This window comes from Deferrisoma palaeochoriense (assembly GCF_054656955.1).
In genome coordinates, this window is sequence record NZ_BAAHXI010000042.1 from 1 (window position 1) to 24,987 (window position 24,987).

Here is a 24,987-nt window from a genome sequence, read left to right on the forward strand (position 1 = left end):
CCGCGGCTATTTAGCCGCTGGAGTAATAACATCCCGCTCTCCGTCGCACGGTGGCCGGCCGCAGCCCGAACCAGGGGGCCGGAGACCGCCGACCGGAGACCGTGGACCGAAGTGACCTCCAAGGACGATTCCGTGCTGATTCGAGCCCTCTTCTATGGCCTTTTGATCTGGCTCCTGGTGAAGTTCATCAAGGGCCTCAAGCCCGCCCCCAAGCCCGAGCGTCCCCGGGCCCGCCCGACCCCCGGCCGGGCGATCCAGGGCGGGGAACTGGTCCAGGATCCCCACTGCGGGGTCTATGTGCCCAAGGAGTCGGCCGTGCCCGGTCCCGGCGGGACGTACTTCTGCAGCGAGGCCTGCCGGGACGCCCACGCCGCCAAGGGGGGCGGCGCGGCATGAGCGGCCGCCCCAGCCGGCTCCTCAGGCTGGATCTCGCCGAGCGCGCGGCCCGGGTGGAGGAGATCCCGCCCGAGGTGCTCCGGGCCTACCTGGGGGGCCGGGGCCTCGGGGCCTACCTGGTGCGGGCCGAAGGCCGGCACCGCCTCGATCCCCTGGATCCCTCGGCGCCCTTCGTGGTGGCCACCGGGCCCCTCACGGGCACGGCGGCCCCCACGGCCTCGCGCACCAGCGCCACGGCCCTCTCCCCCCTTACGAACACCCTGTTCGACGCCAACGCGGGCGGTTTCTTCGGCATCCGGCTCCGGCGGGCCGGGTACGACGCCCTGTGGATCGAGGGCCGCGCCGATGCCCCGGTGGTCCTCTTGATCGACCCGGACGGGGTCCGGTTCGAGCCCGCCGGGGACCTCCGGGGGCTCGGGAACCGGGCCGTCCAGAGGGCGCTGGCCGAGCGGCACGGCGCCAAGGCCGCGGCCCTCACCGTGGGGCCGGCCGGCGAGACCGGGTCGCGGCTCGCCAACGTGGCCCACGGCGAGCGGTTCTTCGGCCGGGGGGGCCTGGGGGCCACCTGGGGCGCCAAGAACCTGAAGGCGGTCGTGGTCCGGGGGGAGGGACCGATCGAGGTGGCCGACCCGGACGGGTTCGCCTTCGTCGTGAGGGAGTGCCGCAAATGGCTCTCGGCCCACCCGGTCACGAGCCGGGGCCTCCCGGAGTTCGGAACCGCGGTCCTCATGAACGTGGTGAACGCGGTGGGGGCCCTTCCCGCCCGGAACTTCCGGGAGAGCCGGTTCGACCGGGCCGAGGCAGTGTCGGGGGAGGCCCTCCGGGAGATCACGGTGGGGAGAAAGGCCTGCCCCGGGTGCCCCATCGCCTGCGGCCGGCGGATCCGGCTGGGGGGCCGCGAGGTCCAGGGCCCGGAGTTCGAGACCCTCTGGGCCTTCGGCGTGGACCTGGGCCTGGCGGACCTCGCGGCCGTGGCCCGGCTCAACCTGTTGGCCAACGACCTCGGCCTCGACACCATCTCGGCCGGGGCGACCCTGGCGGCGGCCCGGGAGCTGTGGGAACGGGGGGACCTGCCCTGGGACCCCCTGGAGGGGGGCGAGGCGGGGGTGGCGCGGCTTCTGGAGGAAATGGCCCTGGGCCGGGGGCGGGGCGAGGTGCTGCGGCACGGAAGCGCCCACCTCGGCCGGGCACTGGGCCGAGGGGACGTGGCTATGGCCGCGAAGGGCCTGGAGCTCCCGGCCTACGATCCCCGGGGGTGCCAGGGCCAGGGGCTCGCCTACGCCACCTCGAACCGGGGTGGGTGCCACCTGCGGGCCTACATGGTGGCGCCCGAGATCCTGGCCACGCCAAAGCTCGTGGACCGGTTCGCCTGGTCGGGTAAGGCGGGGCTCGTGATCGTGCAGCAGAATCTGAACGCCGCGGTGGACAGCCTGGTGCTGTGCCGGTTCACCGGGTTCGCCCTGTCGGAGGGCTACTACGCCCGGCTCCTGCGGGCGGCCACCGGCCTCGACGTGGACGGCCAGGGGCTTCTCACCATCGGGGAACGCATCTACACCCTGGAGCGGCTGGTGAACCTGGAGCGGGGCTTCGGCCGGGAGGCCGACACCCTGCCGCGGCGGCTCCTCGAGGAGCCCGTGGCCGAGGGTCCCAGCGCGGGGCATACGGTCCGGCTCGGGCCGATGCTCGACGAGTACTACCGGTTCCGGGGCTGGGACGCGCGCGGCCGGCCCACGCCGGGCAAGCTCTCCCAGCTCGGGCTCGATGCCGGGGAGGCGCCCGATGTATGAGCAGTTTCGAGACATCGGCCGGGATCTCTTCGTGGCGGGGCTCATCACCTCCCACGGCGGCAACATGAGCGTGCGGCTCGGGGACCGCATCGTGATCACCCGGCGAGGCGCCATGCTCGGCCGGCTTCGGCCGGAGGACCTGGTGGAGACGGGCCTCGAGGCCGACGACAGCATGGTCACCCTGGCGAGCACGGAGCTCGTGGTGCACCGTGCCATCTACCGGGCCACGAGCGCGCTGGCGATCGTGCACACCCACCCGCTCCACGCCACGGCGCTCTCGCTGGTGGAGGACGCGATCGTGCCGGTGGACTCCGAGGGCTCGTACCTCCTTCACCGGGTTCCGGTGGTGAGCGCCGCCAAAACCGTGGGGAGCGCCGAGGTGGCCCGGATCCTCCCGCCGGCGCTCCGGGACCACCGCATCGCCGTGCTCCGGGGCCACGGCGCGTTCGCGGTGGGGGAGCTCCTGGAGGAGGCCTACATGGTCTCCTCCACGCTGGAGGCCTCGGCGCGGATCCTTTGCATCCTGAAGTCCCTCGGCACCGACCGGATCCGGGAGTACCGCGAGGGGGCCGACCGCTACGAGCGCTGGTAGGAGGACACCCCATGGCCAAGACGGCGAGGCGAAACCCTTCCGACCCGATGCCCCTCGACGAGAAGCTGGGCCACATCTGGGCCGGGATCTTCATCTTCCTGGTCGTGATCCTGGTGGTGGTGCTGGTGGGGAAGGCCCTGTTCTTCGAGTAGGGCCGCCCCCCGCCATCGCGGGACCGGCCGTGGACACGGGCGCCGGATGCGATAGATTGGCGGTGCCGGCACCCCCGATTCCCGGCGGACCGCCATGGACCTCGAGGCCCTGATCCGAGCCCTGTCCTCCCCGGAGGCCTATCCCCACCCCTGCCGTCGGGTTGAGGTGCGGCAGACCCACATCTCGGCCGTGTTCCTGGCCGGCGCTTACGCCTACAAGATCAAAAAGCCCCTGGACCTCGGGTTCCTGGACTTCTCGACCCCGGAGCGCCGGGCCCATTTCTGCCGGGAGGAGGTCCGGCTGAACCGGCGCATGGCCCCCGAGGTGTACCTGGGCGTGGTGCCCGTGACCCTGGACCGGGGGCGGGCACGGGTGGACGGCGAGGGGGAGCCGGTGGAGTGGGCCGTGTGGATGCGGCGGCTCCCGGAGCGGGCCACGCTTCTCCGGCGGCTGGACCGGGGCGAGGTGGGAATGGGGGAGATCGGGTCCTTCGGGACGTTCCTGGCCCGGTTTCACGCCCGGGCCGAGGCCGGTCCTCACGTGGCGCGGTTCGGCAGGGCGGCCGTGGTGGGCCGGAACGCCCGGGAGAACTTCGAGCAGACGGCCGGCCACCGGGGGATCACGGTGTCCGATGGCGTGTTCGAGCGCGTCCGCCGGGTGACGGAGCACGGCCTTTCGGCGCTTTCCCCCCTCATGGACGACCGGGCGGCCCGGGGGGTGCCGCGCGACACCCACGGCGACCTCCACCTGGACCACGTGTACTGGTTTCCCCGCCGGGCTCCCGAGCGGCGGTGGGTCGTGGTGGACTGTATCGAGTTCAACGAGCGGTTCCGGTACGCCGACCCAGTGGCTGATGCGGCGTTCCTGTCCATGGACCTGACGTTCCAGGGGCGCCGCGATCTGGCCCGCGGGTTCGAGGAGGCCTACCTGGTCGCGGCGGAAGACCCGGAAGGGGCCGGCCTCTTCCCCTGGTACGTGGCCTATCGCGCCTGCGTGCGGGCCAAGGTGGAGGGGTTCGCGGCCCTGGAGCCCGAGGTATCCCCGGACGAAAGGAACCGGGCCCTCGCCTCGGCCCGGGCCCACTGGCTGGTGGCCCTCGACGCCCTGGAACCTCCCGAGAGAAGGCCCTGCCTTCTCGGAGTCGGGGGGCTTCCGGGCAGCGGGAAGTCGAGCCTGGCCCGGGGATTGGCCGAGCGGTTGGGGTTCCGGCTGATCGCAACGGACGTCGTGCGCAAGGAACTGGCCGGGCTCTCCCCGGCCGACCGGGCCCCGGCCGGCTACGGCCAGGGCATCTACACCCCGGAGTGGACCGAGCGCACCTACGCCGAGGTGTTCCGCAGGGCTGAGGGAGCGCTCTTCGAGGGCCGGCGGGTGATCGTGGACGCGACCCTCAGGGAGGCCCGCTGGCGCCGGGCCCTGGGGGAGACGGCCCGGGCGTGGGGGGTTCGGTGGGGCATCCTCCTGTGTCAGGCGTCTGAGGCCGAGGTGCGCCGCCGATTGTCCCGGCCCCGCAAGGGCCCTTCGGACGCGGACTGGGGGGTGTACCGCCAGGCCCGGGCCCGGTGGGAGCCCCCCGCTCCGGGGGAGCCCGAACCCGCGTGGATCGTGACCGACGGCCCGAAGGAGGAGACCTTCGTCCAGGCCGTGCGGGCGCTCGCCCGCTGGGGTCTCGCCCCGCTGCCCGGTCCTTGACACGCCCCGGGGGGCCGGGGTAATCTCCGCTCCCGCTTTGGGGGCCCAGGTAGCTCAGTCGGTAGAGCAGGGGACTGAAAATCCCCGTGTCGGTGGTTCGATTCCGCCCCTGGGCACCAGGTTCGACCAAGGGCTTGGGTCTTCGCCGGACCCAGGCCCTTTTCCTTTGCCGCCCCGCGGCCCCGCCCCCGCGCGGGGAGGACACCGATGCCTTACCGCCTTGAGCTTCGGGCCCCGGCCAAGGTGAACCTCGTCCTCGAGGTCCTGGGCCGCCGGCCCGACGGGTACCACGATCTGCGGATGCTGATGGCCCCGGTCTCGTGGTTCGACGACCTGTGGCTCGAACCCGTGGACGAGCCGGGCCGGGTGGAGATGGCCGGCCAGGGGCCGGGGGCCGGGGAGAACCTCTGCGTGCGCGCCGCCCGGTACTATTTCGGGGTCACGGGTGTGGCCGCCGGCGTCCGGATCGGCCTCGAGAAGTCCATCCCGGCCGGGGCGGGGCTCGGCGGGGGCTCGAGCGACGCCGCCGCCGTGATCCTGGGGCTCGAGCGCCTGTTCGATCGGCCGTTGACCCCCACCGAGCGGAGCCGGGCGGCGTTCGCCGTGGGCGCGGACGTGCCGTTTTTTTTCGCGCGAGGCCCGGCGTGGGTGGAGGGGGTGGGGGAACGTGTGTCGCCGATCGGGCCCGGGGAACTGTGGCTCGTGGTGGTGTGGCCCGGCGTGAATCTTTCGACGGCCCGGGTGTTTTCTCGGTTTTCCAAGGGCTTGACTTCCCGTAGGGCCGCCCCTAGGATAGCGCACCTCACTTTCCGGGGGGTACGGGGTGAGGTGCGCAACGACCTCGAACCCTTTGCCCGGGCGGAGTGCCCCGAGGTGGGGGAGGCCCTGGACCTGTTGGCCGGCGCCCCGGCGGCGGCCATGACGGGATCGGGGTCGGCCGTGTTCGGCCTTCTGCCGGACCGGCGGAGCGCCGAAGCGCTCCACGCCGAGGTCGCGCCCCGGGCGGCGGCCCGGGGGTGGACGGCGCGACTCGTGCGCACCCTGGGGCCGGGCGAGTTTCCGTTCCGGGGCGAGCGGGGATCGGGCGCTCATCGCAATCGGTAGCCGTTGGGGCGTCGCCAAGCGGTAAGGCACCGGATTTTGATTCCGGCATTCGCAGGTTCGAATCCTGCCGCCCCAGCCAGGTTTGGAGCCTCCCGGCCGCCGCTCGGGCTGCCGGGTCTTTCGTCGGTACGATTACATGCACAACGTTCGGGTGTTCACCGGAAACGCGAACCGGCCGCTGGCCGAGGCCATCTGCCGAAGGCTCGGGCTCCCTCTGGGCCGCGCCGTGGTGCGCCGGTTCAGCGACGGCGAGGTGGCGGTGGAGATCGAGGAGAGCGTCCGCGGCTGGGACGTCTTCGTGATCCAGCCCACCTGCCCGCCCGTGAACGACCACCTCATGGAGCTCCTGGTCATGATGGACGCCCTGAAGCGCGCCAGCGCGGGCTCCATCTCGGTGGTCATGCCCTACTACGGGTATGCCCGGCAGGACCGGAAAGTGAACCCCCGGGTGCCGATCACGGCGAAGCTGGTAGCCGATCTCATCACGGTGGCGGGAGCCGACCGGATCCTCACCGTGGATCTCCACGCGGGCCAGATCCAGGGGTTTTTCGACATCCCGGTCGACAACCTCTACGCGACGCCGGTGCTCCTCGAGGAGTTCCGGCGGCGGTTGCCGGGGGATGACCTCGTGGTCGTGAGCCCCGACGCCGGGGGCGTGGAGCGGGCCCGGGCCTTCGCGAAACGGCTCGACGCGGGGTTGGCCATCATCGACAAGCGGCGGGAGAAGGCGAACGTCAGCGAGGTGATGCACATCATCGGCGAGGTGGAGGGCCGGGACGCCCTTCTCCTTGACGACATGATCGACACCGCCGGCACCCTGACCAACGCGGCACGGGCTCTCAAGGAAAATGGGGCCCGCCGCGTGTTCGCCGCGGCCACCCATCCGGTGCTGTCCGGTCCGGCCGTGGACCGGATCGTGGACTCACCGCTCGAGCAGGTGGTGGTGACCGACACGATTCCCCTGAGCGCCCGGGCGAGGGAGAGCGGCAAGATCCACGCCGTCACCGTGTCCGGGTTGCTCGCCGAGGCGATCCGCCGGATCACGGAGTGCGGGTCGGTGAGTTCCCTATTCGTTTAGCCTCGAGACGTTCTCGGAAAGGAAGAAGAACCATGCACGCGGAAGTCGAGTTTTCGGTGGAGCCCAAGGAGGGCGTGGGGAAGGGCGTGGCCCGCAAGCTCCGGGCCGCGGGCCGCACCCCCGGGGTGGTGTACGGCCCCGAGATGGCGCCCAAGATGGTGACGTTCCGGGAGCAGGACCTGGTGAGGGCCCTGCGCACCCCGGCCGAGCGCAACGTGTTCCTGCGCCTGAGGAGCAGCGATCCTGACCTGGAGGGGGCCCGGGTGATCGTGAAGGACCTCCAGGTGGATCCGGTGAAGCGCCGGTTCATCCACGCGGACTTTTACAAGCTCGACCCGGACCGGGTCATCCACGCCACCGTGCCGGTCCATCTGGAGGGCACCCCCATCGGCGTGAAACTGGGCGGGATCCTTCAGGTGGTGCGCCGGGAGCTCCGGGTGGCCTGCAAGCCCGACGACCTGCCGGACGCGATCACGCTGGACGTGACCGAGCTCAAACCCGGCGAGTCGGTGCACGTGAGGGACCTCACCCCGCCGGAAGGGGTGCGGATCCTGACGAGCCCGGAGCTCGCCGTGTGCGTGATCGTGGCCCCCTCGGGTTACGCCGAAGAGGGCGAGGAGGAGGCCGAGGAGGAGACGGCCGAGGCCGAGGCCTAGCCCCGGGGCCGGTCCGTGGGTCCCTTCCTCGTGGTGGGGCTCGGAAACCCGGGCCCGGAGTACGAGGACACCCGCCACAACATCGGGTTCCAGGTGGCGGACGAACTGGCCGGGCGCGCCCGCGCCGGCCGGTGGCGGGACGCCTGCCGGGCCCGGGTGGCCGAGGGGCGGCTGGCGGGGCAGCCCGTAGTCCTCGCGAAGCCCCAGACCTACATGAACCGGAGCGGGGAGGCCGTGGGCCGGCTGGTGGACCGGTTCGGGGTGGAGCTCGAGCGGCTGATCGTGGTCCACGACGATCTGGATCTCCCTTTCGGCGCGATCCGGATCCGGGTACGGGGGGGGCACGGGGGGCACAACGGCATCCGCTCGATTTTGGCCGTGCTTGGCACGGGGGAGTTCGTGCGGGTGAAGGTGGGGATCGGCCGGCCCCAGGGCAAGGGGGACGCGGCCGACTACGTGTTGAGCCCGTTTTCGGCCGACGAGGCCGTGGAGATTCCGGCGATCCGGGCGAGAGCCGCCGACGCCGTTTTCCATATCATTGGGGAAGGGCCTTTGCGGGCCATGAACCGGTTCCACACCTAACCTTTTTTTCGGAAGGGAGGGAAACATGGAAAACCTGAGCAGTTGGACCGTGTACGCGCCCCTTGTGGGCATCGGCGGGTTGATCGTGGCCGCCTTGATCTACTCGTGGATCAAAAACCAGCCCGCCGGGAACGAGCGCATGCAGGAGATCGCCGACCTGATCCACGAGGGGGCCATGGCGTTCCTGCAGAGCGAGTACAAGATCCTCGTCATCTTCATCGCCGTCGTGTTCTTGCTCCTGTTCTGGAAGATCGCGCCCATGACCGCCTGGGCGTTCCTGGGCGGGGCGGTGTGCTCCCTGGCCGCCGGATTTTTCGGCATGAAGGCCGCCACCCGGGCGAACGTGCGGACATCGGCCGCGGCCAAGGACGCCGGCATGGGCAAGGCCCTCTACATGGCGTTCTCGGGCGGCGCCGTGATGGGGCTTTCGGTGGCGAGCCTGGGGCTCCTGGGCCTTGGCGTGGCTTTCTACGTGTTCGGCGACCCCGAGAGCGCCCAGTACATCAACGGGTTCGCCATGGGTGCCTCGTCGATCGCGCTCTTCGCCCGTGTGGGCGGCGGCATCTACACCAAGGCCGCCGACGTGGGCGCCGACCTGGTGGGCAAGGTCGAGGCCGGCATCCCCGAGGACGACCCGCGTAACCCGGCCACCATCGCCGACAACGTGGGCGACAACGTGGGCGACACGGCCGGCATGGGCGCCGACATCTTCGAGTCGTACGTGGGTTCGGTGGTGGCCACCATCGCGATCGCGGCCACCAGTTCGGTGATCCCGGCCACCGAGAAGCTCGCTTACATGGCCTACCCGCTTCTGGTGATCATGGCCGGCCTCGTGGCCAGCGTGATCGGCGTGGTGTCCATGAAGGTCCTGGAGAACCAGGGTCCGGCCAAGGCCCTGCGGAACGTGACCTTCGTGTCGGCCATCCTCCTGGTGATCGGGGCCTACGCCATCGCGAACAAGCTCGGGCTGCCCATCGGCGTGTTCTACGCCGTGGTGTTCGGGCTCGTCGCCGGCATCGCCATCGGGCTCGTGACCGAGTACTACACGGCCGCGAAGCCCATCGTGCGGATCGCCGAGGCCTCCCAGACCGGCCCGGCCACGAACATCATCACCGGGCTCGCCGTGGGCATGGAGAGTTGCGCGATTCCCGTGCTCTTCATCGCGGCGGCGATCTTCGGCTCGTACCACCTGGCCGGGCTCTACGGCATCGGCGTGGCCGCGGTGGGCATGCTGTCCACGGTGGGCGTGACGATGAGCGTGGACGCTTACGGCCCCATCGCCGATAACGCCGGGGGGATCTCCGAGATGGCCGAGCTCGGTCCCGAGGTGCGTGAGGTGACCGACACCCTGGACGCCCAGGGCAACACCACGGCCGCCATCGGGAAGGGCTTTGCCATCGGCTCGGCCGCGCTGACCGCGCTGGCCCTGTTCGCGGCGTACTCCTCGGCCGCCGGGCTCGCCGAGATCAACCTGACCGACCCCAACACCGTTATCGGCATGCTGATCGGCGGCATCATCCCGTTCCTGGTGGGTGCCATGACCATGACCGCGGTGGGCGACGCGGCCTACGACATGGTGAACGAGGTCCGCCGGCAGTTCCGGGAGATCCCGGGCCTGATGGAGGGCACGGCCAAGCCCGACACGGCCACCTGCGTGGCGATCTCGACCCAGGCGGCCCTGCGGAAGATGATCGTGCCGGGCCTCACCGCGGTGATCGTGCCGGTGGTGGTGGGCTTCGTGCTCGGCGCCGAGGCCCTGGGCGGGCTCCTGGCCGGTGCCACCGTGACCGGCGTGCTGCTGGCGCTCTTCATGGCCAACGCCGGCGGTGCCTGGGACAACGCGAAGAAGTACATCGAGAAGGGCGCCCTGGGCGGCAAGGGCTCCGACGCCCACAAGGCCGCCGTGGTGGGCGACACCGTCGGCGACCCCTTCAAGGACACCTCCGGGCCCTCGATGAACATCTTGATCAAGCTGATGAGCGTGGTGAGCCTCGTGATCGCCCCGCTCCTGCCCCACATGTGAGCAACCGGCGCCGCGCAGCGGAAGGGCCGGCCCCCGGGGCCGGCCCTTTTTGCGCCTAGGGCGGAAAAACCGGTCCCCCTGCCTTGACGGATGCATAACAAGATTTTATTCTGGCACCCAATTTGAGGGGGCGAACGGCGTTGCGGTTTTGGCGCCTACGATTCGTGGCGAACCATTGGGATGAAAACGCCGATCCAAACCGGATCGGTGGTGTTTTGCTTTTCTCGGGGGTGTTTGGCGCTTGACCCCGCAAGGGGGCGTGGCTACAATGAGCGACTCTTCACAAGGATAGGTTCCGTCTTTTCTTACGGCCCCGGCGGGGCAGGCACAGGGATTACCGTGGCTAGGAGAAAAAAGTCCAGCTATATCATCCAGTCCGTTACCAACGCGCTCGACCTTCTGGAGGAGTTCCGGGGGGAGGAGACCGAGCTCGGGGTGACCGAACTCTCGAAGCGCCTCGGGCTCCACAAGAACAACGTATTCCGGCTGCTGGCCACCTTGGAGAGCCGGGGGTACATCGAGCAGAACAAGGTGACCGGTAACTACCGGTTGGGCCTCAAGGTCCTCGAGCTCGGCCAGGTGTTCATCAAGCACATGGGCCTTTTGAAAATGGCCCGGCCGATCCTCGAGGAGATCGTCGAGAAGTGCAACGAAACCGCCTACCTGGGTCTCATCCGGGACGACCGGGTCGTATACGTGGACGTGGTCGAGGCCCGGCACCCGGTGCGGGTGGTGAGCCGGGTGGGCGTGGGCCTGCCGGTGTACTGCTCGGCCGTCGGCAAGGCCCAGATCGCGTTCGAGTCGGCCGACGAGATCGAACGGATCCTCGGAGAACTCCAGTTCAAGCGCTACACCCGCAACACCATCACGGACCGGGAGGAGTTCCTCCAGGAACTCGAGAAGATCCGGGAGCAGGGATACGCCCTGGACGACGAGGAGTTCGACGAGGGGATCCGCTGTGTGGGGGTGCCCGTGCGGGACTACACCCGGCGGGTGGTGGCGGGGCTTTCCATCTCGGGTCCCGCGTACCGGTTTACCGACGAGCGCCTCCAGGAGGAGCTGATCCCGCTTGCCCTGGACGCCGGCAAGAAGCTCTCGGCCCGCCTCGGGTTTGACGTGGGGCAGGGCCTGTAGACAGCCCGGCCTGTGTGCTCCCTCGGGGCCCGCCGCGACCCGGCGGGCCTTTTTGCGCCTGGGGATTTTAGTCATACTGAAATTTTTAAGGGAGCATAAAGCCGCTTGACCTCGCCCAAACCCGGCCCCTAGAATGCCGCGGCCGGTAAACCGCCGTTGAGAACCGCCGCCCCGGGCGGCGTGCCTTTGGAGAGGGCAACCGTTGGCAGACGAAACCTCCGAGACCCGCCCCGCGGTGCGAAAGGCCGCCGTCGCCGGCAGACCGGGGCGCCGGAGGAGCCGCCGACGGGCGGCCGCAGGGGAGGCCGGTGCGGAAGAGTTCAACATCGGGGCGAAGATCAAGCGGTTGCGCCTGGAGAGGGGCAAAACCCTCCAGGACGTGGCCGACGAGACCGGGTTTAGCCCCGCCCTGATCTCCCAGATCGAGAACAACAACGTTTCGCCCCCGTTGGCGACCCTCTCGCGGATCGCCCGGGTGCTTGGGGTGAGCATGGGGTACTTCTTCCGGGACGAAGGCCCGGAGGTGCCCTACGAGGTGGTCCGCCGCGAGGAGCGCCCGGTGGTGAGCCAGGTGATTTCCCGCACCGGAGGGAAGCACGGCTACATCTACCAGGCCCTCACGTTTCACAAACGCGACAAGCTGATGGAGCCGTTTTTGCTCCACGTGGATCCGGCCACCCGGCAGGACGAAAGCCAGTACTGCCACGAGGGCCAGGAGTTCCTGCTGGTGCTGGAAGGGGAAACCGAACTCCTGTTGGAAGACGAGCGGATCGTGTTGCGGGAGGGGGACTGCGTGTATTTCGACTCCCATCTCCGGCACCGGTTGTTGGCCCGGGGGGATCGCCCGGCAAGGGTGCTGGCCGTCCTGGCCAAGGGGGCTTGACCGTGCCAGGTGTCCGAAGCCAGAGGACAACAGAGGATAGGGCGCTCTGACATCTGCCTTATGGATTCCGGCCCCTGACACGCTGGCGGCTCCGATAGGGTGGGACGAGCTGAGACGCTGGAATCGCAGAGGGTTTTGCCCCCCGGCGTACTAGCAGCAAGTGGCTTGGAAATTCCGGTAGGTGCGCAGCCAGTGGCCTGTTCGCAAGGGCAGTAACCGCCGCCTCGGCCACACGGTGGGCCGCGGCCGTCTGGATCACGGGACCGGAGACCGTGGACGGAAGTTTCGAGGAACCCTTGGAGGAGGCGATGGACCCGATTCGCGCGAAAAAGATCGCGGCCGCCGTGGCCGGGGTGATGGAGTTCCTAGCCGAGGCGCAGGCCGCGGCCGCCGCCGCGGCCCCGGACTCAGCGGTTCCGGCCGCCCCGGCCCCGGGGCCCGCGCCTTCGGCCTGGGCGCTCGCCGGCCGCCACGACACCATGCTGTTCCGCACCCTGTGGCAGCGCCGCGTAGTTCGCCTCGGTTGACCCGTTCGCACATCACCTGATCGTTTCGAGGGGAAGGAGTCTGCCATGTCCAAGAAGCCCAACCCGCTCAAGATTACCGACCTCACCTTCCGCGACGGCCACCAGAGCCTGCTCGCCACCCGCATGCGCACCGAGGACATGGAGGCCATCGCCGAGACCGTGGGCAAGGTGGGCTACCATGCCCTGGAGGTGTGGGGCGGGGCCACCTTCGACGTGATGCACCGGTTCCTGGGCGAGGACCCCTGGGAGCGGCCCCGGCGCCTCCGGCGCTACATCCCCAAGGAGGTCAAGTTCCAGATGCTCCTGCGGGGCCAGAACCTCGTGGGATACCGGAACTACGCCGACGACGTGGTCGAGGCGTTCGTCGACGAGGCATGCGACGCCGGGATCGAGATCTTCCGGGTGTTCGACGCCCTAAACGACGAGCGCAACTTCGAAACCGCGGCCCGGGCCATCAAGCGAAACGGCATGCACTTCCAGGCGGCGCTCTCCTACACCGTGACCGAGCGCAAGATGGGCGGGCCCATCTTCACCCTGGAGTACTGGGTGGAGAAGGCGAAGACCTTCGCCTCGATGGGGGCCGATTCCATCTGCATCAAGGACATGGCGGGGCTGCTGGCGCCCGACGACGCCTACGATCTGATCAAGGCCATCAAGAAGGCCACCAAGCTGCCGGTGGAGCTCCACTGCCACACCACCTCGGGCCTCGCCGAATACACCTTCCAGCGGGCCATCGACGCGGGCGTCGACATCCTCGACACCTGTTCGGCCCCCTTCGCGAACCGGTCGAGCCACCCGGCAGTGGAGCCCATTGTGATGATGCTCCAGGGCACGCCCCGGGACACCGGGCTCGACCTGGACCGCCTGAACGAGGTGGCCGAGTACCTGGAGCGGATCGGGCCGAAATACCGCCACCTCCTGGACACCACGCGGCTCTCCGTGGTGGACATCGGGGTGCTCCTTCACCAGGTGCCGGGCGGCATGCTCTCGAACCTGGTGAACCAGTTGCGCCAGGCCGGCGCCGAGGACCGCCTGAACGACGTGTTCCGGGAACTGCCCCGGGTGCGCAAGGACCTGGGTTACCCGCCGCTGGTGACCCCCACGAGCCAGATCGTCGGGGTGCAGGCCGTCCAGAACGTGCTCTTCGGGAACCCCGACGGTTCCCTGGAGGAGCGCTACAAGATGATCTCGGGCCAGGTGAAGGACTACTGCTACGGGCTTTACGGCCGGCCCCCGGCCGAGATCAACCCGGAACTCCGGAAGCTGGCCCTCAAGGGGTACCCCCGGGGCGAGGAGCCCATCACCTGCCGGCCGGCCGACATCCTGGAGCCGGAGCTCGAAAAGGCGAAGGCCGAGGTGGGCGACCTGGCCAAGGACCGCAAGGACCTCCTGCTCTACACCCTGTTCCCGACCACGGGGAAGCGGTTCCTCCGGGTGAAATACGGGCTGGAGCCCGCCCCCGAGGAGTGGAAGCCGCGCACCCTCGAGGATGCCAAGCGCGAGGAGGAGCTGTGCCGCAAGGCCCTGGCCGGCGAACTGGTGGAGAAGCCCAAGGCCGAGCCGCCGGCGGACGCCCGCACCTACAAGGTGTACGTGGACGGGGAGCTGTTCGAGGTGGCGGTGGAGGCCCCGGCGGGCGCCCCGCCGGTGGTGACCTCGGTGGCCCCCGCGCCCCCCGCGGCCCAGCCGGCGGCGCCCCAGCCGACACCGGCCCAGCCCGCCCCGGCGGCGGCCGAGGCCCCCAAACCCGCGGCTTCGGCCGCGGGGGCCAAGGCCGCCCTGGAGGCCCCGATGCCGGGCATGATCGTGGACGTGCTCGTGGGTCCCGGCGATCCGGTGAAGGCCGGCGACGTCGTGGTGATCCTCGAGGCCATGAAGATGGAGAACGCCCTCGAGGCCCCGGCCGACGGCGTGGTCCAGGAGGTGCGGTGCGCCAAGGGCGACAACGTGGCCAAGGGCGACGTGCTCGTGACGATCGGGTAGCCGCTGGCCAAGACCCCGTGATCCCAGTCCCGGGCGGCCCGGCCGCCCGGGTTTGCGTTGACGTGCGAGAGGAGGACCTCGGATGAGCCTGCAGGAAAAATTCGAACTTCTGGCCCAGAAGAACCGGGAGGCCGAGGCCGGCGGCGGGGAGGAGCGGATCGCCAAGCACCACGCCCAGGGCAAGCTCACGGCCCGGGAACGGCTGGCGCTCCTCTTTGACCCGGGGACGTTCGTGGAGGTGGACAAGTTCGTCACTCACCAGTGCACGAACTTCGGCATGGAGAAGACGAAGATCCTCGGGGACGGGGTGGTCACCGGGTACGGCAAGGTGGACGGCCGCCTGGTGTACGCCTACGCCCAGGACTTCACGGTGTTCGGGGGGAGCCTGTCGCTCACCATGTCCAACAAGATCTGCAAGATCATGGACATGGCGCTGAAGAACGGCGCGCCGGTGGTGGGCCTGAACGATTCGGGGGGCGCCCGGATCCAGGAGGGGGTCCAGAGCCTCGCGGGCTACGCCAACATCTTCCACCGCAACGTAATGAGCTCCGGGGTGATCCCCCAGATCTCGGCCATCATGGGCACCTGCGCCGGCGGCGCGGTGTACAGCCCGGCGCTCACGGATTTCATCTTCATGGTGGAGGGCACGAGCCACATGTTCATCACGGGCCCCCGGGTGATCAAGGCGGTCACCAACGAGGACGTGACCATGGACGCCCTGGGCGGGGCCATGACCCACAACCAGCGCTCCGGGGTGGCCCATTTCGCCGCGTCGGACGACAAGGAGTGCATCGCCCAGATCAAGCGGCTCCTGTCGTTCCTGCCGTCCAACAACCTGGAGGATCCGCCGTTCGTGCCCACCGACGATCCGGCCGACCGGAAGCTCCCCGAGATCAACGAGGTGGTGCCCGACAACCCCAACAAGGGCTACGACATCAAGACGATCATCACGGCCATGGTGGACCACGGGGACTTCTTCGAGGTCCACGCCCACTACGCCCCCAACATCGTGGTGGGGTTCGCCCGGATGGGCGGAACCGTGGTGGGCATCGTGGCGAACCAGCCGGCCCACCTGGCCGGGTGCCTCGACTGCGACGCCTCCATGAAGGGGGCCCGGTTCGTGCGGTTCTGCGACGCGTTCAACATCCCCATCGTGACCCTGGAGGACGTGCCCGGCTACCTGCCCGGCACCGACCAGGAGTACCGGGGCATCATCAAGCACGGGGCGAAGCTCATTTACGCCTACTCCGAGGCCACGGTGCCGAAGATCACCGTGATCACCCGCAAGGCCTATGGCGGCGCCTACTGCGTGATGAGCTCCAAGCACCTCCGGGGCGACGTGAACCTCGCCTTCCCCACGGCCGAGATCGCGGTCATGGGGCCCCAGGGCGCGGTGGACATCATCTTCCGCAAGGAGATCCAGAACGCCGAGGATCCCAAGAAGGCCCGGGAGGAGAAGATCGCCGAGTACACCGAGCGGTTCGCCAACCCCTACCAGGCCGCGGAGCTCGGGTACATCGACGAGGTGATCCTGCCCGAGGACCTCAGGATCCGGGTGATCCAGGGCCTCGAGGCCTGCCGCAACAAGCGCGACACCAACCCGCCGCGCAAGCACGGGAACATCCCGCTTTAGGGGGCCGGCCGTGACCGACGTGTGGACCTTCGCCGTTCAAACCACCGCGGTGGGGATGGGGGTGGTGTTCGTGGCCCTGTTCCTGCTGTCGGTGTACATGCACTACTTCAAGGAGTTCACGGCCCGCCTCGAGGGCAAGGGGCGCCGGGTCCGGCGGGAATCGAAGGCCACGGCACCGGCGCCCGCGCCCCGGGTGGAGCCGGTGCCCCGGGAGGAGCCGCCGGCGGCGGACGACGAGGGGACCCGCACCGCGGCGGCCGTGGCCGTGGCGTTGGCCCTGCGGGGCGGCGGCGGGGCCCCCGCTCCCGAGGTGGCCGCGGCCATCGCCGCGGCCCTTGCGCTCCACCGGGCCCGCCCGGCCCCGGAACCGGGCCCCTCTGCCGCGCCGATCCGGTCCTGGGGTCTCGCCGGCCGGTTGGAGGCCATGGCCGGCCGGGCCGCGCGCCAGGAACGGATCCACCGGTGACCCCCTGGGGCCGCCGGCCCCGCCCCCGTTGAGCTCCCCTTTCCTTTGGAGGACGTGTTCATGAGCCGCTACGATCTTGTCATCAACGGACAGCCCTACGCCGTGGAGATCCGGAGCCTGGCCGGAGGCCGGGCCACCGTGGTGGTAAACGGCGTGACCTACGACGTGGAGATCCCCGGCGGGGCGGCGGCCGCGCCCGCCTCCCAGCCGGCCCCGGCGCCCCAGCCCCCCCCGGCCCCGGCCCAGCCCGCCTCCCAGCCGGCTCCCGCGCCGCAACCCCAGCCGGCGAAACCGGCCCCGGCGGCCGCGCCGGCCCCCGAGGGCGGCGAGGTGATCACGGCCCCCATGCCCGGCCACATCCTCAACGTGCTCGTGGCCGAGGGCGACGCCGTGGAGGTGGGGGACACGGTGGTCGTGATGGAGGCCATGAAGATGGAGAATGAGATCAAGGCCCACGTGGCCGGTAAGGTCCTGGAGGTCAAGGTGGCCAAGGGCCAGGATGTGGGCGTGGGCGAGGTGCTCGTGGTGATCGGAGCCGGCTGATGGAAGGGGTGGACGGGTTCCTTCAGAAATTCCTGGGGGGCACCGGGTTCGCGAACGCCACGCCCGGGCATCTGCTGATGCTGGCGGTGGGGCTCACGTTCATCTATCTGGCGATCCGCAAGCACTACGAGCCCCTGCTTCTGATTCCCATCGGGTTCGGGATCCTGATCGCCAACATCCCGCTGCCCCCCGGGTTCCAGTTGATCAGCAAGGAGTTCATGGCGGGCACGGCGGGGCCGAGCGCGGTCATGGACTACCTTTATCTGGGCGTGCTCAAGGGCTTCTATCCCCCGCTCATTTTCCTCGGGATCGGGGCCCTCACGGACTTTTCGTCCCTGATCGCCAATCCCCGGCTCGTGCTCCTGGGGGCGGCGGCCCAGTTCGGCATCTTCGCCACCCTGGCCGGGGCGCTTTGGCTCGGGTTCTCCCCGGCCGAGGCCGCGTCCATCGGGATCATCGGCGGGGCCGACGGGCCCACCTCGATCTTCCTGGCCTCCCGGCTGGCGCCCCATCTCATCGCCCCGGTGGCCATCGCGGCGTACTCCTACATGGCCCTGGTGCCCGTGATCCAGCCGCCGGTGATGTACCTCCTGACCACGAAGAACGAGCGGCGGATCAAGATGGCCCCGGCCAAGAGCGCCTCGCGGCTCGAGCGGATCCTGTTTCCCATCGCGTCGTTTCTGATCTGCACCCTGATCGCCCCGGGCGCCGTGATCCTGCTGGGCATGCTGTTCTTCGGGAATCTCCTGAAGGAGAGCGGGGTCACCGACCGGCTCTCCAACACGGCCAAGTCGGCCTTCATCGACACCGTTACGATCCTCCTGGGGGTGAGCGTGGGCGCGAGCGCCTCGGCCGAGACCTTCCTCACCCCCCAGAGCCTCCAGATCTTCGCCCTGGGCGCCGCGAGCTTTGCCGTGGCCACGGCGGCCGGGGTGCTCTTCGCGAAGGGCATGAACCTGTTCACGAAGAACAAGATCAACCCCCTGATCGGGGCGGCCGGGGTGAGCGCGGTGCCCGACTCAGCCCGGGTGGCCCAGATGGTGGGGGCCAAGGAGGACCCGACGAACTTCCTGCTGATGCACGCCATGGGGCCCAACGTGGCCGGGGTCATCGGTTCGGCCATCGCGGCCGGGGTGCTCTGGTCGCTCCTGGGTGGGTAGGCCCTCACCTTTCCGCACAAAGAACCACCCGGGTCGGCGCGCGCCGGCCCGGGCGGTTTTCCTTTTGGGGCCCTGCCCTGCCTACTCCCGCACGATCCTCCCCTCCGACTCCTTGAGTTCCTGGTGCAGAAAGAAGTTCAAAAGCGTCCGGATCCCCACGATGGCCGCGAGTTGGCCGATGTCCTGCCAGTTCGGGGAGATCGCGGTGCGCATCACGTCGGCCCCGATCAGGAACTCGAGGCTGAGCGAGAGGTTGTGCCCGAGTTCGTGGCGCATGGTGAACAGGGCCCGGTGGTGCCGGTGGCGGAACAGCCCGCCCCGCACGTAGATCACCACGGCCTGCACGATGCCGACCAGGATGAAGAACACGGCCATCGCCTCGGCCGCGAGGGCCACGTAGTGGGCGACCTGTTTGATCCAGAGTTCCATGGGAGTTCCGTTGGGACGTTGGGACGTTCGAACGTTGGGACGTTAGGACGCAAGTACGCTTGCATCCGCTGCGGCCGGGGCGTGGGACCGGGCCCCGGCGCGCGACGGCCGGGGGGTTGCGCCCCGGCGGCCGAACGCTATTTTTGGAAGCGCGAACCAAGGACCCAACCCGCGACGGGCGCGCGCGTTCCGTCCTGGGGCGAAACGGGGTATGGCCGCTTGGCTGCCTAGCCGCCGAGCGGCCGTGCCCGAAAGGAGGGTACCATGGGATTCTGGGAATCCAAGCCGTGCCGGGTGGTGTCGGGTCTGGCCGTGGTGCTGGCCGTGGCCCTGGTGATCACCGGCTGGGCGTTCGGGTACACGCCGGACCGCTGGAATCCGGCCACCTGGGTGGCCCTGGTCGCGGTGCTCGCCTGCCTGGCGGTATGCTGCTGCGCCGGGAGCCGGCGGGACGCCTGCCGCCGGCCGTAGGCCGCGTCATCGATCGAGCCGGGTGATCCCCTCCTCCCGGGCGATCCGCACCGCTTCGATCACCTCGGCCCGGGCCGGCCGGCGATCGAGGGGCGGGAGGCGGTGGGCCTCGCCCACGGGCCGGTACTGGGCCATCACGTTCACGTAGGTGCGAGGCGAGATCTCCCGGGCCAGGAACCGCATCACCTCCCGGGTGCCGGCGAGCCCCCCGGGGAGCACGAGGTGCCGCACCAAAAGCCCCCGCACCGCGATGCCCCGGTCGTCCACGGCCAGGTCCCCCACCTGGCGGTGCATCTCCCTTACCGCGGCCCGGGCCGCCTCCCAGTAGTCGGCCGCGCCGGCGAGCCGCTCCCCCACGGCCCGGTCCACCCATTTGAGGTCCGGCATGTAGATGTCCACCACGCCGTCCAGGAGCCGGAGGGTTTCGACGCTATCGTACCCGCTGGTGTTGTACACCAGGGGGATCCGAAGGCCCCGGCGCACCGCGATGGCGAGGCCCGCGAGGATCTGGGGCACCACATGGGAGGGAGTCACCAGGTTCACGTTGTGGCAGCCCTGGGCCTGGATCCACAGGAACGTTCGGGCCAGCCGGTGGGCCGGCGTGATCGCGCCCTCGCCGTCCTGGGAGATGTCCCAGTTCTGGCAGAACCGGCAGCGCAGGTTGCATTCCGAAAAGAACACCGTGCCCGAGCCCCCGAACCCCACGAGGGGCCGCTCCTCCCCGAAGTGGGGGCCGGCGGAGGCCACCTTGGCGTGGAGCCCGGTGCGGCACACGCCGGTTTCGCACCGGAGCCGGTTCACCCCGCAGCGCCGGGGGCAAAGATCGCAGGCGGCGAGCCGTTGATAGGCCGCCCGCAGGGCCGAGTGCAGCCGGCCCGACCGCCAGGCGGAGACGTAAGCGGGTTCGAACATGGTGCGGCCCCTTCGGACCCTCACCCCCCGGGTCCCTTTACCCGGTACCGGGCCGGCGCGATCCGCTCGGCGCGGCACCGAGGGCACCGGCCCGGCCGGGTGGATCGGGTGCGGTCGCGAAACGAGAACCCGCAGGCTCGGCAGCGTGCGGGCTCCACCACGACCCGCTCCCCGGGCGCAAGCGACCGGAGGGCGTGGCTGAGATGCTCGGCGGCCTCGGGCTCCCGGAGCCCAAGCGCTCGGGCCAGGTCGGCCACGGTGGCCGGCCCGGCCCGCAGAAGCTCCAGCATCCGGCGGCGCACCGTTTCGGTCACCGGCTCCAAAATCCCTCTGGGTCGTAGCGCCGGATCACCGCAAGGTCCTCGGGCGTGGGCTCCGGGGTGCGGGGAACGGGGTCGGGGATCACGACGGGCCAGCCCGTGAGCGCCCGGACCTCCTCGGGATCCACCCCGGGGTGAACCGAGGCAACCACCATCTCCCGGGTGCGGGGGTGAAATGTGAACACGCATTTGTCGGTGATGACGCCCGCGGGGCCGCCCCCCCGAAGCCCCTGCTCCTCGCGCCAGGCCCGGCCGTCGCCGTGCCCCGGGCTCGTCACATAGCGCACCCGCTCCACGAACCGCCGGCGCTCGTGCTTCATCACGATCACGAGCCGCCCGGCCATGCAGGCGATGTCGCAGGCGCCCCCGCTGCCGGGCAGCCGAACCGGGGCCGTATCGGGGCCCACCTCGGTGGTGTTCAGGTTGCCGAACCGGTCGATCTCGGCCCCCCCGATGAACCCTAGATCCACCCGGCCGGACTGCAGGAGCCCCATCGCCGGTTCCATGCCCATGCACATGCGGGCGCCCCGGAGGTTGGGGGGATCGCTCATGGTGATCAGGGGGTCGGCCGCGGGGGTGTCGCGGAGCACCCCGTTCTCGAAGAGCCCGACGGCCCGGGGCGCGTGGGTGGACCGGGCCAGCAGGAACGCGAGCAGCGGCAACCGCATGCCCACGAACACGAGCTCCCCGTCCCGGATCTCCCGGGCGGCCCGCGCGATCATGAGTTCTCCGGGGGTGTAGTCGGCCATGGCGGGTCCGCTGCTCGAAGGCTACGAAGCTGGGAAGCTGGAACGCGAAAACCCAAGGGGCAAGATCCGCCGCCCCGCCCTCAATACCCGAAATCGGCGGCCACCGAGTAGGCGTGGTCCGCCACCCGCAGCCGGTCGAGGCGGCCCTGGGCCCGCAGTCGGTCCACGTACGCGCCGTGGTCTGCCACGCCGGTCACCCACTCCTCCAGCCAGGCCTCGAACCCTTCGCGGGTGCGGCTCGCGGCGTGGTACTCCCGGTAAAAGTCGTGATCCCGGTTCGCGTAGCCCTGGCAGGGGGAAGGGTGGCTGCCCCACCGGGCCTCCACCACCGCGCTCACCCGGAAGCCCGGGATCAGGGTGCGGTTGGGGTCGCTCGCGATCACCCAGGGCGGCACGATCTCCTCGGCCACCACGATCACCCGTTCGGCCGCGAACGCCGCCTCCTGGGTGACCCCCAGGTTCCCCCAGGCGTGGGCGTTCCCCTGGGCGTCGGCCCGCTGCACGTGGAGGATCGCCACGTCCGGCACGATCGCCGCAACCGCCACCAGCGCCTCCCCGGTGAACGGGCACCGGTGGGGCCGGAGCCCCGGGTTGCGTTCCAGAACGGAGCTCCCCAGGGCCGTGCGGGTGGGGAGGTACGGAAGCCCCATGCTGGCGGCCTTGAGCCCGGTCTGGAGGGTGAAGTTCGTGTGGTCCACCACCTCCACCGGCCGGGGTTCGCCCCGTTCCACGGCCCGGCGGAAGTTATACCCCGAGCCCATCATCACGTTCCCCACCCAGGCCGCCTCCACCCGGGCGGCGCACCCGGCGCCGATCAGCACGTCGAAGAGCATGTCGGAGATCGGCCCGATCAGCGTGAGGTCCCCGATGCCCTGCCGGACGATCTCGTTCCCGGCCGCGAACGGGATCAAGGACTCCAGGGCCGCGCCCATCACCACCCGGTCGCCGGGCCGCACAAAGAGCCCCACCGCCTCCGCCAGGGTGTAGATCTTGGTCTCCACCGTCAGTCGTCCGCGAACACGAGGCAGGTGTTCCGAAGCCGCTTCTTGCCCTGGGCCACGATCTCCTCCTCGGACATGGTCTTTTTGAGCTCGTCCCAGTAGTTGACCGAGGCCCCGATCAGGATCATCGACACGAGCCGCACGGCGTCGGTGATGAGCTCCACCATGTGGGCGCACCCCCGGGGCCCGCCGAGCCGCTTCGTGATCTCCCGGACGATGCCCCGGCCGATCGTGAGCCCTACGAGCTCCCGCACCCCCTCGGCCCCGGCGAGGCAGCGCGTGAGGGGTACCTTGGTCATGTTGGCCTTGGCGTCCTCGATCACCCCGTCGGGAAGACGCACCAGAAGCTCCAGGTGGAACGAGTGCTCCAGGTCGAGAAGCGTGCTCGTGACCAGCAGGTGCTCGGGGTCCACCTGCTTCACGTTGGAGTGGATGGAGCGCTGGAAGATGTCCATGGGCTAGAAGCTCGGCGGGGTGATGACCCAGATGGCCCGCATCACGTCGGGGCCGGGGTTTCGCCACCTGTGGGGAATGGACGACGTGAAATAGATCGAGTCCCCGGGCTCCATGCGGTACTCCTTGCCCCCGAGCTCGAACAGCAGGGTGCCCTCGAGCACGGTGCCGAACTCCTCCCCCTCGTGGGAGTACTCGCCCTCGCTCTCCCCGCCCGGAAGCAGGGTGAAAAAGATCACCTCCATCTTCCGGTTCGGCACCTTCGAAGCCCCGAACTCGAAAATCACCTTGTCCTTGACCACCTCGTAGGGCACCCGGTCGGAGCGCTTCAGGAAGTACACCTGCTCGTCCCGGTCCTCGGTGAACATGTCGCCGATGCTCACCCCCAGGGCCTGGGTGATCTTCTTGAGGCTCGCGATCGAGGGGGAGTTCTTGTCGTTCTCGATCTGCGAGAGGAAACTCTTCGAAAACCCCGTGCGCCTCGCGAGCTCCTCCAGGCTGTACCCCCGGGCCCGCCGGGCCTCCCTGAGCTTTTTCCCGAGCATGTTCCGGATCTCCAACCAAGGTTTTGAATGCGGCCACCGACCCTTGTAAACAAAAGTGCGCCGAGGGTCAACGCCCTTTGGCGCGTCTTGACACGCCCGGGCCCCCGTGGGAGCATTGCGCCCTTCGCGCGCCCGTAGCTCAGCTGGATAGAGCGCCGGACTTCGAATCCGTAGGTCGGGGGTTCGAATCCCTCCGGGCGTGCCAATAAGACCAAGGGCTTAGCCGTCGGGGCTAGGCCCTTTCTTTTTGCACGTAGATTCATCGTAGATTCCGGGCCCGGGAACGGTTCCCCCGGAATGGACATCCGGGGGGCGAAAGGCGGGCAGGAGTGGGGGGCGCGTACCTCTTCGCGGGCCGTCCAACAGGGCGCCTATCGGGCTCGAGACGGGGGGCGGGGCCCCCGAAATGGCAGGCGGACGACCGGATCACCCCGAAAGCGGGGGATGTCGAGCCCAGGAAATGGCACGCAGGCGAACCGTCGGGCCGCGGGTTCCCGGGCGCGGAAAGGGCACCGAGGCGGTGCGGTGCGGCGTGTGTCACGTGCCTTCCCCGGACAGGATCTGACCGACATCGCGTCGTCCGGTGTTGCCCCGTCCTCCGAAGAACCGGTAGCGTGAAACCTCTTTCGTTACACGGAGCGGGGGTAGCACCCCGGCGAACGTCATCCGCAAAGTCGCTTCCATCGCCCTTCTACGACGCGCCGACGGGGAATCCGTGCCGCGTCGGGAGGCAACCTCTTTTTTCCGGTAGCGGTTTCCGTGGGCCCCACGCGGCCGAGGGGAAAGTCTCATCCTCCATCGAAAGGGGGGCTCCCGGGGTTCAGAGGGCGCCCGCGACGAACCCTGCGCCGGCCGGGGTGCGAATCGCGGGGTCCCCGGGGAAGACGGGGTTCAGGAAATGGCACCCGGACCGCAGGCTCGCTTGGGATTTCGGGGTGGGGCGCCCCCAGAATGGCACCGAGGAGGGAGCCGCAAGAGCGTCTCCCGGTCCCGACAGTGTTGCAACGCCTCCCGTGCGGCGTGGGTCTTCCGGCGAAAGCCGAAGTTGTGCCACGAACCCCGCGTACCGTACTATACGCAAGAAGAAACGGGAGGGGGTTTCCATGCTTACGAGAAACGGGCAGCCCAGGATACCGAGGCCGATGTAGGCAACAGCGTGTTTGCCTGCGCGGCTTTTTTTGTGTGTCCGGCCTGCCCGCCGGAATGCGCTCCAGTGGATGTAGCGGAGTGGCCCAACGATGATCCCGATCGAGAAGGTGCTGGAGGCCATCGATGTCGCTCTTGCACTCTACCATCGGTTGGTTTTGGTGGTGGGGCCCGCGGGGAGCGGAAAAACGAGGGTCCTCCAGACTGTGTCCCGGAAAACGGGGGCGCCGATCATCAACGTCAACCTGGAACTTTCGCGTCGCATGCTGGATTTGACGGCACGGCAGCGGGCGTTGGCGCTTCGGGACATCCTTCGGAAGGTCGTCGACGAAGTGCCGGGGGATGTCGTCCTTTTTGACAACATGGAGATCCTCTTCGACGTGTCGTTGCAGCAAAATCCCCTGCAACTGCTGCGGCGCCTGTCGCGGAGCCGCACCGTGGTGGGGGCATGGAGCGGCGTCGTGGCCGAGGGCCACCTCACCTATGCCGAGCCGGGACATCCGGAGTGGCGGCGCTATCCGCTGGAAGACGTGCTTGTTGTTCAGACGGAGTCCGAATGAAGCGTTCAA

Annotated in this window: 27 protein-coding genes and 3 tRNA genes; 23 read left to right on the top strand and 7 right to left on the bottom strand. The window is 69.5% G+C overall.

Annotated elements, in window-relative coordinates; genetic code table 11:
* Nucleotides 1-132: 132 nt before the first annotated feature.
* From ACYQ8L_RS12090 to ACYQ8L_RS12185, 20 genes are all read left to right on the top strand, one after another.
* The gene (locus tag ACYQ8L_RS12090) at nucleotides 133-396 is read left to right on the top strand and encodes a hypothetical protein (RefSeq protein ID WP_459942060.1); all 264 of its coding nucleotides are present in this window, start codon (nucleotides 133-135) and stop codon (nucleotides 394-396) included.
* Nucleotides 393-2,183, top strand: coding sequence for an aldehyde ferredoxin oxidoreductase family protein (locus ACYQ8L_RS12095; protein ID WP_459942061.1), 1,791 nt, complete (start codon nucleotides 393-395; stop codon nucleotides 2,181-2,183). The genes ACYQ8L_RS12090 and ACYQ8L_RS12095 overlap by 4 nt, the downstream gene beginning before the upstream one ends.
* The gene (locus tag ACYQ8L_RS12100; RefSeq protein ID WP_459942062.1) at nucleotides 2,176-2,775 is read left to right on the top strand and encodes an aldolase; all 600 of its coding nucleotides are present in this window, start codon (nucleotides 2,176-2,178) and stop codon (nucleotides 2,773-2,775) included. The genes ACYQ8L_RS12095 and ACYQ8L_RS12100 overlap by 8 nt, the downstream gene beginning before the upstream one ends.
* A gap of 11 nt (nucleotides 2,776-2,786) precedes the next feature.
* Entirely contained in the window at nucleotides 2,787-2,927 is a 141-nt protein-coding gene (locus ACYQ8L_RS12105; protein WP_459942063.1) for a hypothetical protein, read from the top strand.
* 94 nt (nucleotides 2,928-3,021) lie between these two features.
* On the top strand, nucleotides 3,022-4,620 hold the full coding sequence (locus ACYQ8L_RS12110) for a bifunctional aminoglycoside phosphotransferase/ATP-binding protein (RefSeq protein WP_459942064.1): 1,599 nt from the start codon (nucleotides 3,022-3,024) through the stop codon (nucleotides 4,618-4,620).
* A 43-nt stretch (nucleotides 4,621-4,663) separates the two neighbouring features.
* A tRNA-Phe gene (locus tag ACYQ8L_RS12115) sits at nucleotides 4,664-4,739 on the top strand.
* A gap of 88 nt (nucleotides 4,740-4,827) precedes the next feature.
* Nucleotides 4,828-5,724: a 4-(cytidine 5'-diphospho)-2-C-methyl-D-erythritol kinase gene (gene ispE / locus ACYQ8L_RS12120; protein ID WP_459942065.1), complete on the top strand. Its 897-nt coding sequence runs from the start codon at nucleotides 4,828-4,830 to the stop codon at nucleotides 5,722-5,724.
* A gap of 4 nt (nucleotides 5,725-5,728) precedes the next feature.
* Nucleotides 5,729-5,803 (top strand) — tRNA-Gln (locus tag ACYQ8L_RS12125).
* Nucleotides 5,804-5,860: 57 nt separating this feature from the next.
* Nucleotides 5,861-6,802: a ribose-phosphate pyrophosphokinase gene (locus ACYQ8L_RS12130; protein ID WP_459942066.1), complete on the top strand. Its 942-nt coding sequence runs from the start codon at nucleotides 5,861-5,863 to the stop codon at nucleotides 6,800-6,802.
* A gap of 32 nt (nucleotides 6,803-6,834) precedes the next feature.
* Complete coding sequence (locus ACYQ8L_RS12135; protein ID WP_459942067.1) at nucleotides 6,835-7,458, top strand: 50S ribosomal protein L25; 624 nt, start codon at nucleotides 6,835-6,837, stop codon at nucleotides 7,456-7,458.
* Nucleotides 7,459-7,473: 15 nt separating this feature from the next.
* A complete protein-coding gene (pth, locus tag ACYQ8L_RS12140) occupies nucleotides 7,474-8,040 on the top strand; it encodes an aminoacyl-tRNA hydrolase (RefSeq protein ID WP_459942068.1) in 567 nt (188 codons plus the stop codon).
* Between the two features lie 25 nt (nucleotides 8,041-8,065).
* Nucleotides 8,066-10,063 carry a sodium-translocating pyrophosphatase gene (locus tag ACYQ8L_RS12145; RefSeq protein WP_459942069.1) on the top strand — a complete coding sequence of 666 codons (1,998 nt, stop codon included), beginning with the start codon at nucleotides 8,066-8,068 and terminating at the stop codon, nucleotides 10,061-10,063.
* 339 nt (nucleotides 10,064-10,402) lie between these two features.
* The gene (locus tag ACYQ8L_RS12150) at nucleotides 10,403-11,197 is read left to right on the top strand and encodes an IclR family transcriptional regulator (protein ID WP_459942070.1); all 795 of its coding nucleotides are present in this window, start codon (nucleotides 10,403-10,405) and stop codon (nucleotides 11,195-11,197) included.
* 202 nt (nucleotides 11,198-11,399) lie between these two features.
* Entirely contained in the window at nucleotides 11,400-12,080 is a 681-nt protein-coding gene (locus ACYQ8L_RS12155; RefSeq protein WP_459942071.1) for a helix-turn-helix domain-containing protein, read from the top strand.
* Nucleotides 12,081-12,388: 308 nt separating this feature from the next.
* Nucleotides 12,389-12,607: a hypothetical protein gene (locus ACYQ8L_RS12160; protein ID WP_459942072.1), complete on the top strand. Its 219-nt coding sequence runs from the start codon at nucleotides 12,389-12,391 to the stop codon at nucleotides 12,605-12,607.
* A gap of 45 nt (nucleotides 12,608-12,652) precedes the next feature.
* Nucleotides 12,653-14,590 (top strand): pyruvate carboxylase subunit B, encoded by a 1,938-nt coding sequence (locus ACYQ8L_RS12165; protein WP_459942073.1) that lies wholly within the window; start codon nucleotides 12,653-12,655, stop codon nucleotides 14,588-14,590.
* An 88-nt stretch (nucleotides 14,591-14,678) separates the two neighbouring features.
* Nucleotides 14,679-16,223: an acyl-CoA carboxylase subunit beta gene (locus tag ACYQ8L_RS12170; RefSeq protein WP_459942090.1), complete on the top strand. Its 1,545-nt coding sequence runs from the start codon at nucleotides 14,679-14,681 to the stop codon at nucleotides 16,221-16,223.
* A 10-nt stretch (nucleotides 16,224-16,233) separates the two neighbouring features.
* Nucleotides 16,234-16,689, top strand: a complete 456-nt coding sequence (locus tag ACYQ8L_RS12175) for an OadG family protein (RefSeq protein ID WP_459942074.1) — start codon at nucleotides 16,234-16,236, stop codon at nucleotides 16,687-16,689.
* Nucleotides 16,690-16,749: 60 nt separating this feature from the next.
* Nucleotides 16,750-17,232 carry a biotin/lipoyl-containing protein gene (locus ACYQ8L_RS12180; RefSeq protein WP_459942075.1) on the top strand — a complete coding sequence of 161 codons (483 nt, stop codon included), beginning with the start codon at nucleotides 16,750-16,752 and terminating at the stop codon, nucleotides 17,230-17,232.
* Nucleotides 17,232-18,392, top strand: a complete 1,161-nt coding sequence (locus tag ACYQ8L_RS12185) for a sodium ion-translocating decarboxylase subunit beta (RefSeq protein ID WP_459942076.1) — start codon at nucleotides 17,232-17,234, stop codon at nucleotides 18,390-18,392. The genes ACYQ8L_RS12180 and ACYQ8L_RS12185 overlap by 1 nt, the downstream gene beginning before the upstream one ends.
* A gap of 81 nt (nucleotides 18,393-18,473) precedes the next feature.
* On the opposite strand, the gene ACYQ8L_RS12190 is transcribed toward ACYQ8L_RS12185, so the two are convergent.
* Nucleotides 18,474-18,821 carry a DUF1622 domain-containing protein gene (locus tag ACYQ8L_RS12190; protein WP_459942077.1) on the bottom strand — a complete coding sequence of 116 codons (348 nt, stop codon included), beginning with the start codon at nucleotides 18,819-18,821 and terminating at the stop codon, nucleotides 18,474-18,476.
* 264 nt (nucleotides 18,822-19,085) lie between these two features.
* Between ACYQ8L_RS12190 and ACYQ8L_RS12195 the strand changes: the two genes are divergently transcribed.
* Nucleotides 19,086-19,292, top strand: coding sequence for a hypothetical protein (locus ACYQ8L_RS12195; RefSeq protein WP_459942078.1), 207 nt, complete (start codon nucleotides 19,086-19,088; stop codon nucleotides 19,290-19,292).
* A 6-nt stretch (nucleotides 19,293-19,298) separates the two neighbouring features.
* Here ACYQ8L_RS12195 and ACYQ8L_RS12200 read toward each other — a convergent pair whose 3' ends face one another.
* The 6 genes from ACYQ8L_RS12200 to ACYQ8L_RS12225 all read right to left on the bottom strand — a co-directional run bounded on the left by ACYQ8L_RS12200 (nucleotide 19,299) and on the right by ACYQ8L_RS12225 (nucleotide 23,272).
* Complete coding sequence (locus ACYQ8L_RS12200) at nucleotides 19,299-20,204, bottom strand: radical SAM protein (protein WP_459942079.1); 906 nt, start codon at nucleotides 20,202-20,204, stop codon at nucleotides 19,299-19,301.
* Nucleotides 20,205-20,224: 20 nt separating this feature from the next.
* A complete protein-coding gene (locus tag ACYQ8L_RS12205) occupies nucleotides 20,225-20,518 on the bottom strand; it encodes a transcriptional regulator (protein ID WP_459942080.1) in 294 nt (97 codons plus the stop codon).
* Entirely contained in the window at nucleotides 20,515-21,273 is a 759-nt protein-coding gene (locus tag ACYQ8L_RS12210) for a CoA-transferase subunit beta (RefSeq protein WP_459942081.1), read from the bottom strand. Before ACYQ8L_RS12210 ends, ACYQ8L_RS12205 begins: the two co-directional genes overlap by 4 nt.
* Nucleotides 21,274-21,353: 80 nt before the next feature.
* Nucleotides 21,354-22,274 carry a CoA transferase subunit A gene (locus ACYQ8L_RS12215; protein WP_459942082.1) on the bottom strand — a complete coding sequence of 307 codons (921 nt, stop codon included), beginning with the start codon at nucleotides 22,272-22,274 and terminating at the stop codon, nucleotides 21,354-21,356.
* A gap of 2 nt (nucleotides 22,275-22,276) precedes the next feature.
* Nucleotides 22,277-22,729: a DUF2889 domain-containing protein gene (locus ACYQ8L_RS12220; RefSeq protein WP_459942083.1), complete on the bottom strand. Its 453-nt coding sequence runs from the start codon at nucleotides 22,727-22,729 to the stop codon at nucleotides 22,277-22,279.
* A 3-nt stretch (nucleotides 22,730-22,732) separates the two neighbouring features.
* Nucleotides 22,733-23,272 (bottom strand): cupin domain-containing protein, encoded by a 540-nt coding sequence (locus tag ACYQ8L_RS12225; RefSeq protein ID WP_459942084.1) that lies wholly within the window; start codon nucleotides 23,270-23,272, stop codon nucleotides 22,733-22,735.
* A 128-nt stretch (nucleotides 23,273-23,400) separates the two neighbouring features.
* On the opposite strand from ACYQ8L_RS12225, the gene ACYQ8L_RS12230 reads away from it, so the two are divergent.
* A tRNA-Arg gene (locus ACYQ8L_RS12230) sits at nucleotides 23,401-23,477 on the top strand.
* A 1,033-nt stretch (nucleotides 23,478-24,510) separates the two neighbouring features.
* On the top strand, nucleotides 24,511-24,978 hold the full coding sequence (brxF, locus tag ACYQ8L_RS12235) for a BREX-3 system P-loop-containing protein BrxF (RefSeq protein WP_459942085.1): 468 nt from the start codon (nucleotides 24,511-24,513) through the stop codon (nucleotides 24,976-24,978).
* Nucleotides 24,979-24,987 lie beyond the last annotated feature (9 nt).

What these genes read in the sequence shown, in the direction of transcription:
- ACYQ8L_RS12095 (WP_459942061.1), top strand. Translation starts at nt 393, where the DNA reads ATGAGCGGCCGCCCCAGCCGGCTCCTCAGGCTGGATCTCGCCGAGCGC.
- ACYQ8L_RS12100 (WP_459942062.1), top strand. Translation starts at nt 2,176, where the DNA reads ATGTATGAGCAGTTTCGAGACATCGGCCGGGATCTCTTCGTGGCGGGG.
- ACYQ8L_RS12105 (WP_459942063.1), top strand. Translation starts at nt 2,787, where the DNA reads ATGGCCAAGACGGCGAGGCGAAACCCTTCCGACCCGATGCCCCTCGAC.
- ACYQ8L_RS12110 (WP_459942064.1), top strand. Translation starts at nt 3,022, where the DNA reads ATGGACCTCGAGGCCCTGATCCGAGCCCTGTCCTCCCCGGAGGCCTAT.
- ispE (WP_459942065.1), top strand. Translation starts at nt 4,828, where the DNA reads ATGCCTTACCGCCTTGAGCTTCGGGCCCCGGCCAAGGTGAACCTCGTC.
- ACYQ8L_RS12130 (WP_459942066.1), top strand. Translation starts at nt 5,861, where the DNA reads ATGCACAACGTTCGGGTGTTCACCGGAAACGCGAACCGGCCGCTGGCC.
- ACYQ8L_RS12135 (WP_459942067.1), top strand. Translation starts at nt 6,835, where the DNA reads ATGCACGCGGAAGTCGAGTTTTCGGTGGAGCCCAAGGAGGGCGTGGGG.
- ACYQ8L_RS12145 (WP_459942069.1), top strand. Translation starts at nt 8,066, where the DNA reads ATGGAAAACCTGAGCAGTTGGACCGTGTACGCGCCCCTTGTGGGCATC.
- ACYQ8L_RS12160 (WP_459942072.1), top strand. Translation starts at nt 12,389, where the DNA reads ATGGACCCGATTCGCGCGAAAAAGATCGCGGCCGCCGTGGCCGGGGTG.
- ACYQ8L_RS12165 (WP_459942073.1), top strand. Translation starts at nt 12,653, where the DNA reads ATGTCCAAGAAGCCCAACCCGCTCAAGATTACCGACCTCACCTTCCGC.
- ACYQ8L_RS12180 (WP_459942075.1), top strand. Translation starts at nt 16,750, where the DNA reads ATGAGCCGCTACGATCTTGTCATCAACGGACAGCCCTACGCCGTGGAG.
- ACYQ8L_RS12185 (WP_459942076.1), top strand. Translation starts at nt 17,232, where the DNA reads ATGGAAGGGGTGGACGGGTTCCTTCAGAAATTCCTGGGGGGCACCGGG.
- ACYQ8L_RS12190 (WP_459942077.1), bottom strand. Translation starts at nt 18,821, where the DNA reads ATGGAACTCTGGATCAAACAGGTCGCCCACTACGTGGCCCTCGCGGCC.
- ACYQ8L_RS12195 (WP_459942078.1), top strand. Translation starts at nt 19,086, where the DNA reads ATGGGATTCTGGGAATCCAAGCCGTGCCGGGTGGTGTCGGGTCTGGCC.
- ACYQ8L_RS12200 (WP_459942079.1), bottom strand. Translation starts at nt 20,204, where the DNA reads ATGTTCGAACCCGCTTACGTCTCCGCCTGGCGGTCGGGCCGGCTGCAC.
- ACYQ8L_RS12210 (WP_459942081.1), bottom strand. Translation starts at nt 21,273, where the DNA reads ATGGCCGACTACACCCCCGGAGAACTCATGATCGCGCGGGCCGCCCGG.
- ACYQ8L_RS12220 (WP_459942083.1), bottom strand. Translation starts at nt 22,729, where the DNA reads ATGGACATCTTCCAGCGCTCCATCCACTCCAACGTGAAGCAGGTGGAC.
- ACYQ8L_RS12225 (WP_459942084.1), bottom strand. Translation starts at nt 23,272, where the DNA reads ATGCTCGGGAAAAAGCTCAGGGAGGCCCGGCGGGCCCGGGGGTACAGC.
- brxF (WP_459942085.1), top strand. Translation starts at nt 24,511, where the DNA reads ATGATCCCGATCGAGAAGGTGCTGGAGGCCATCGATGTCGCTCTTGCA.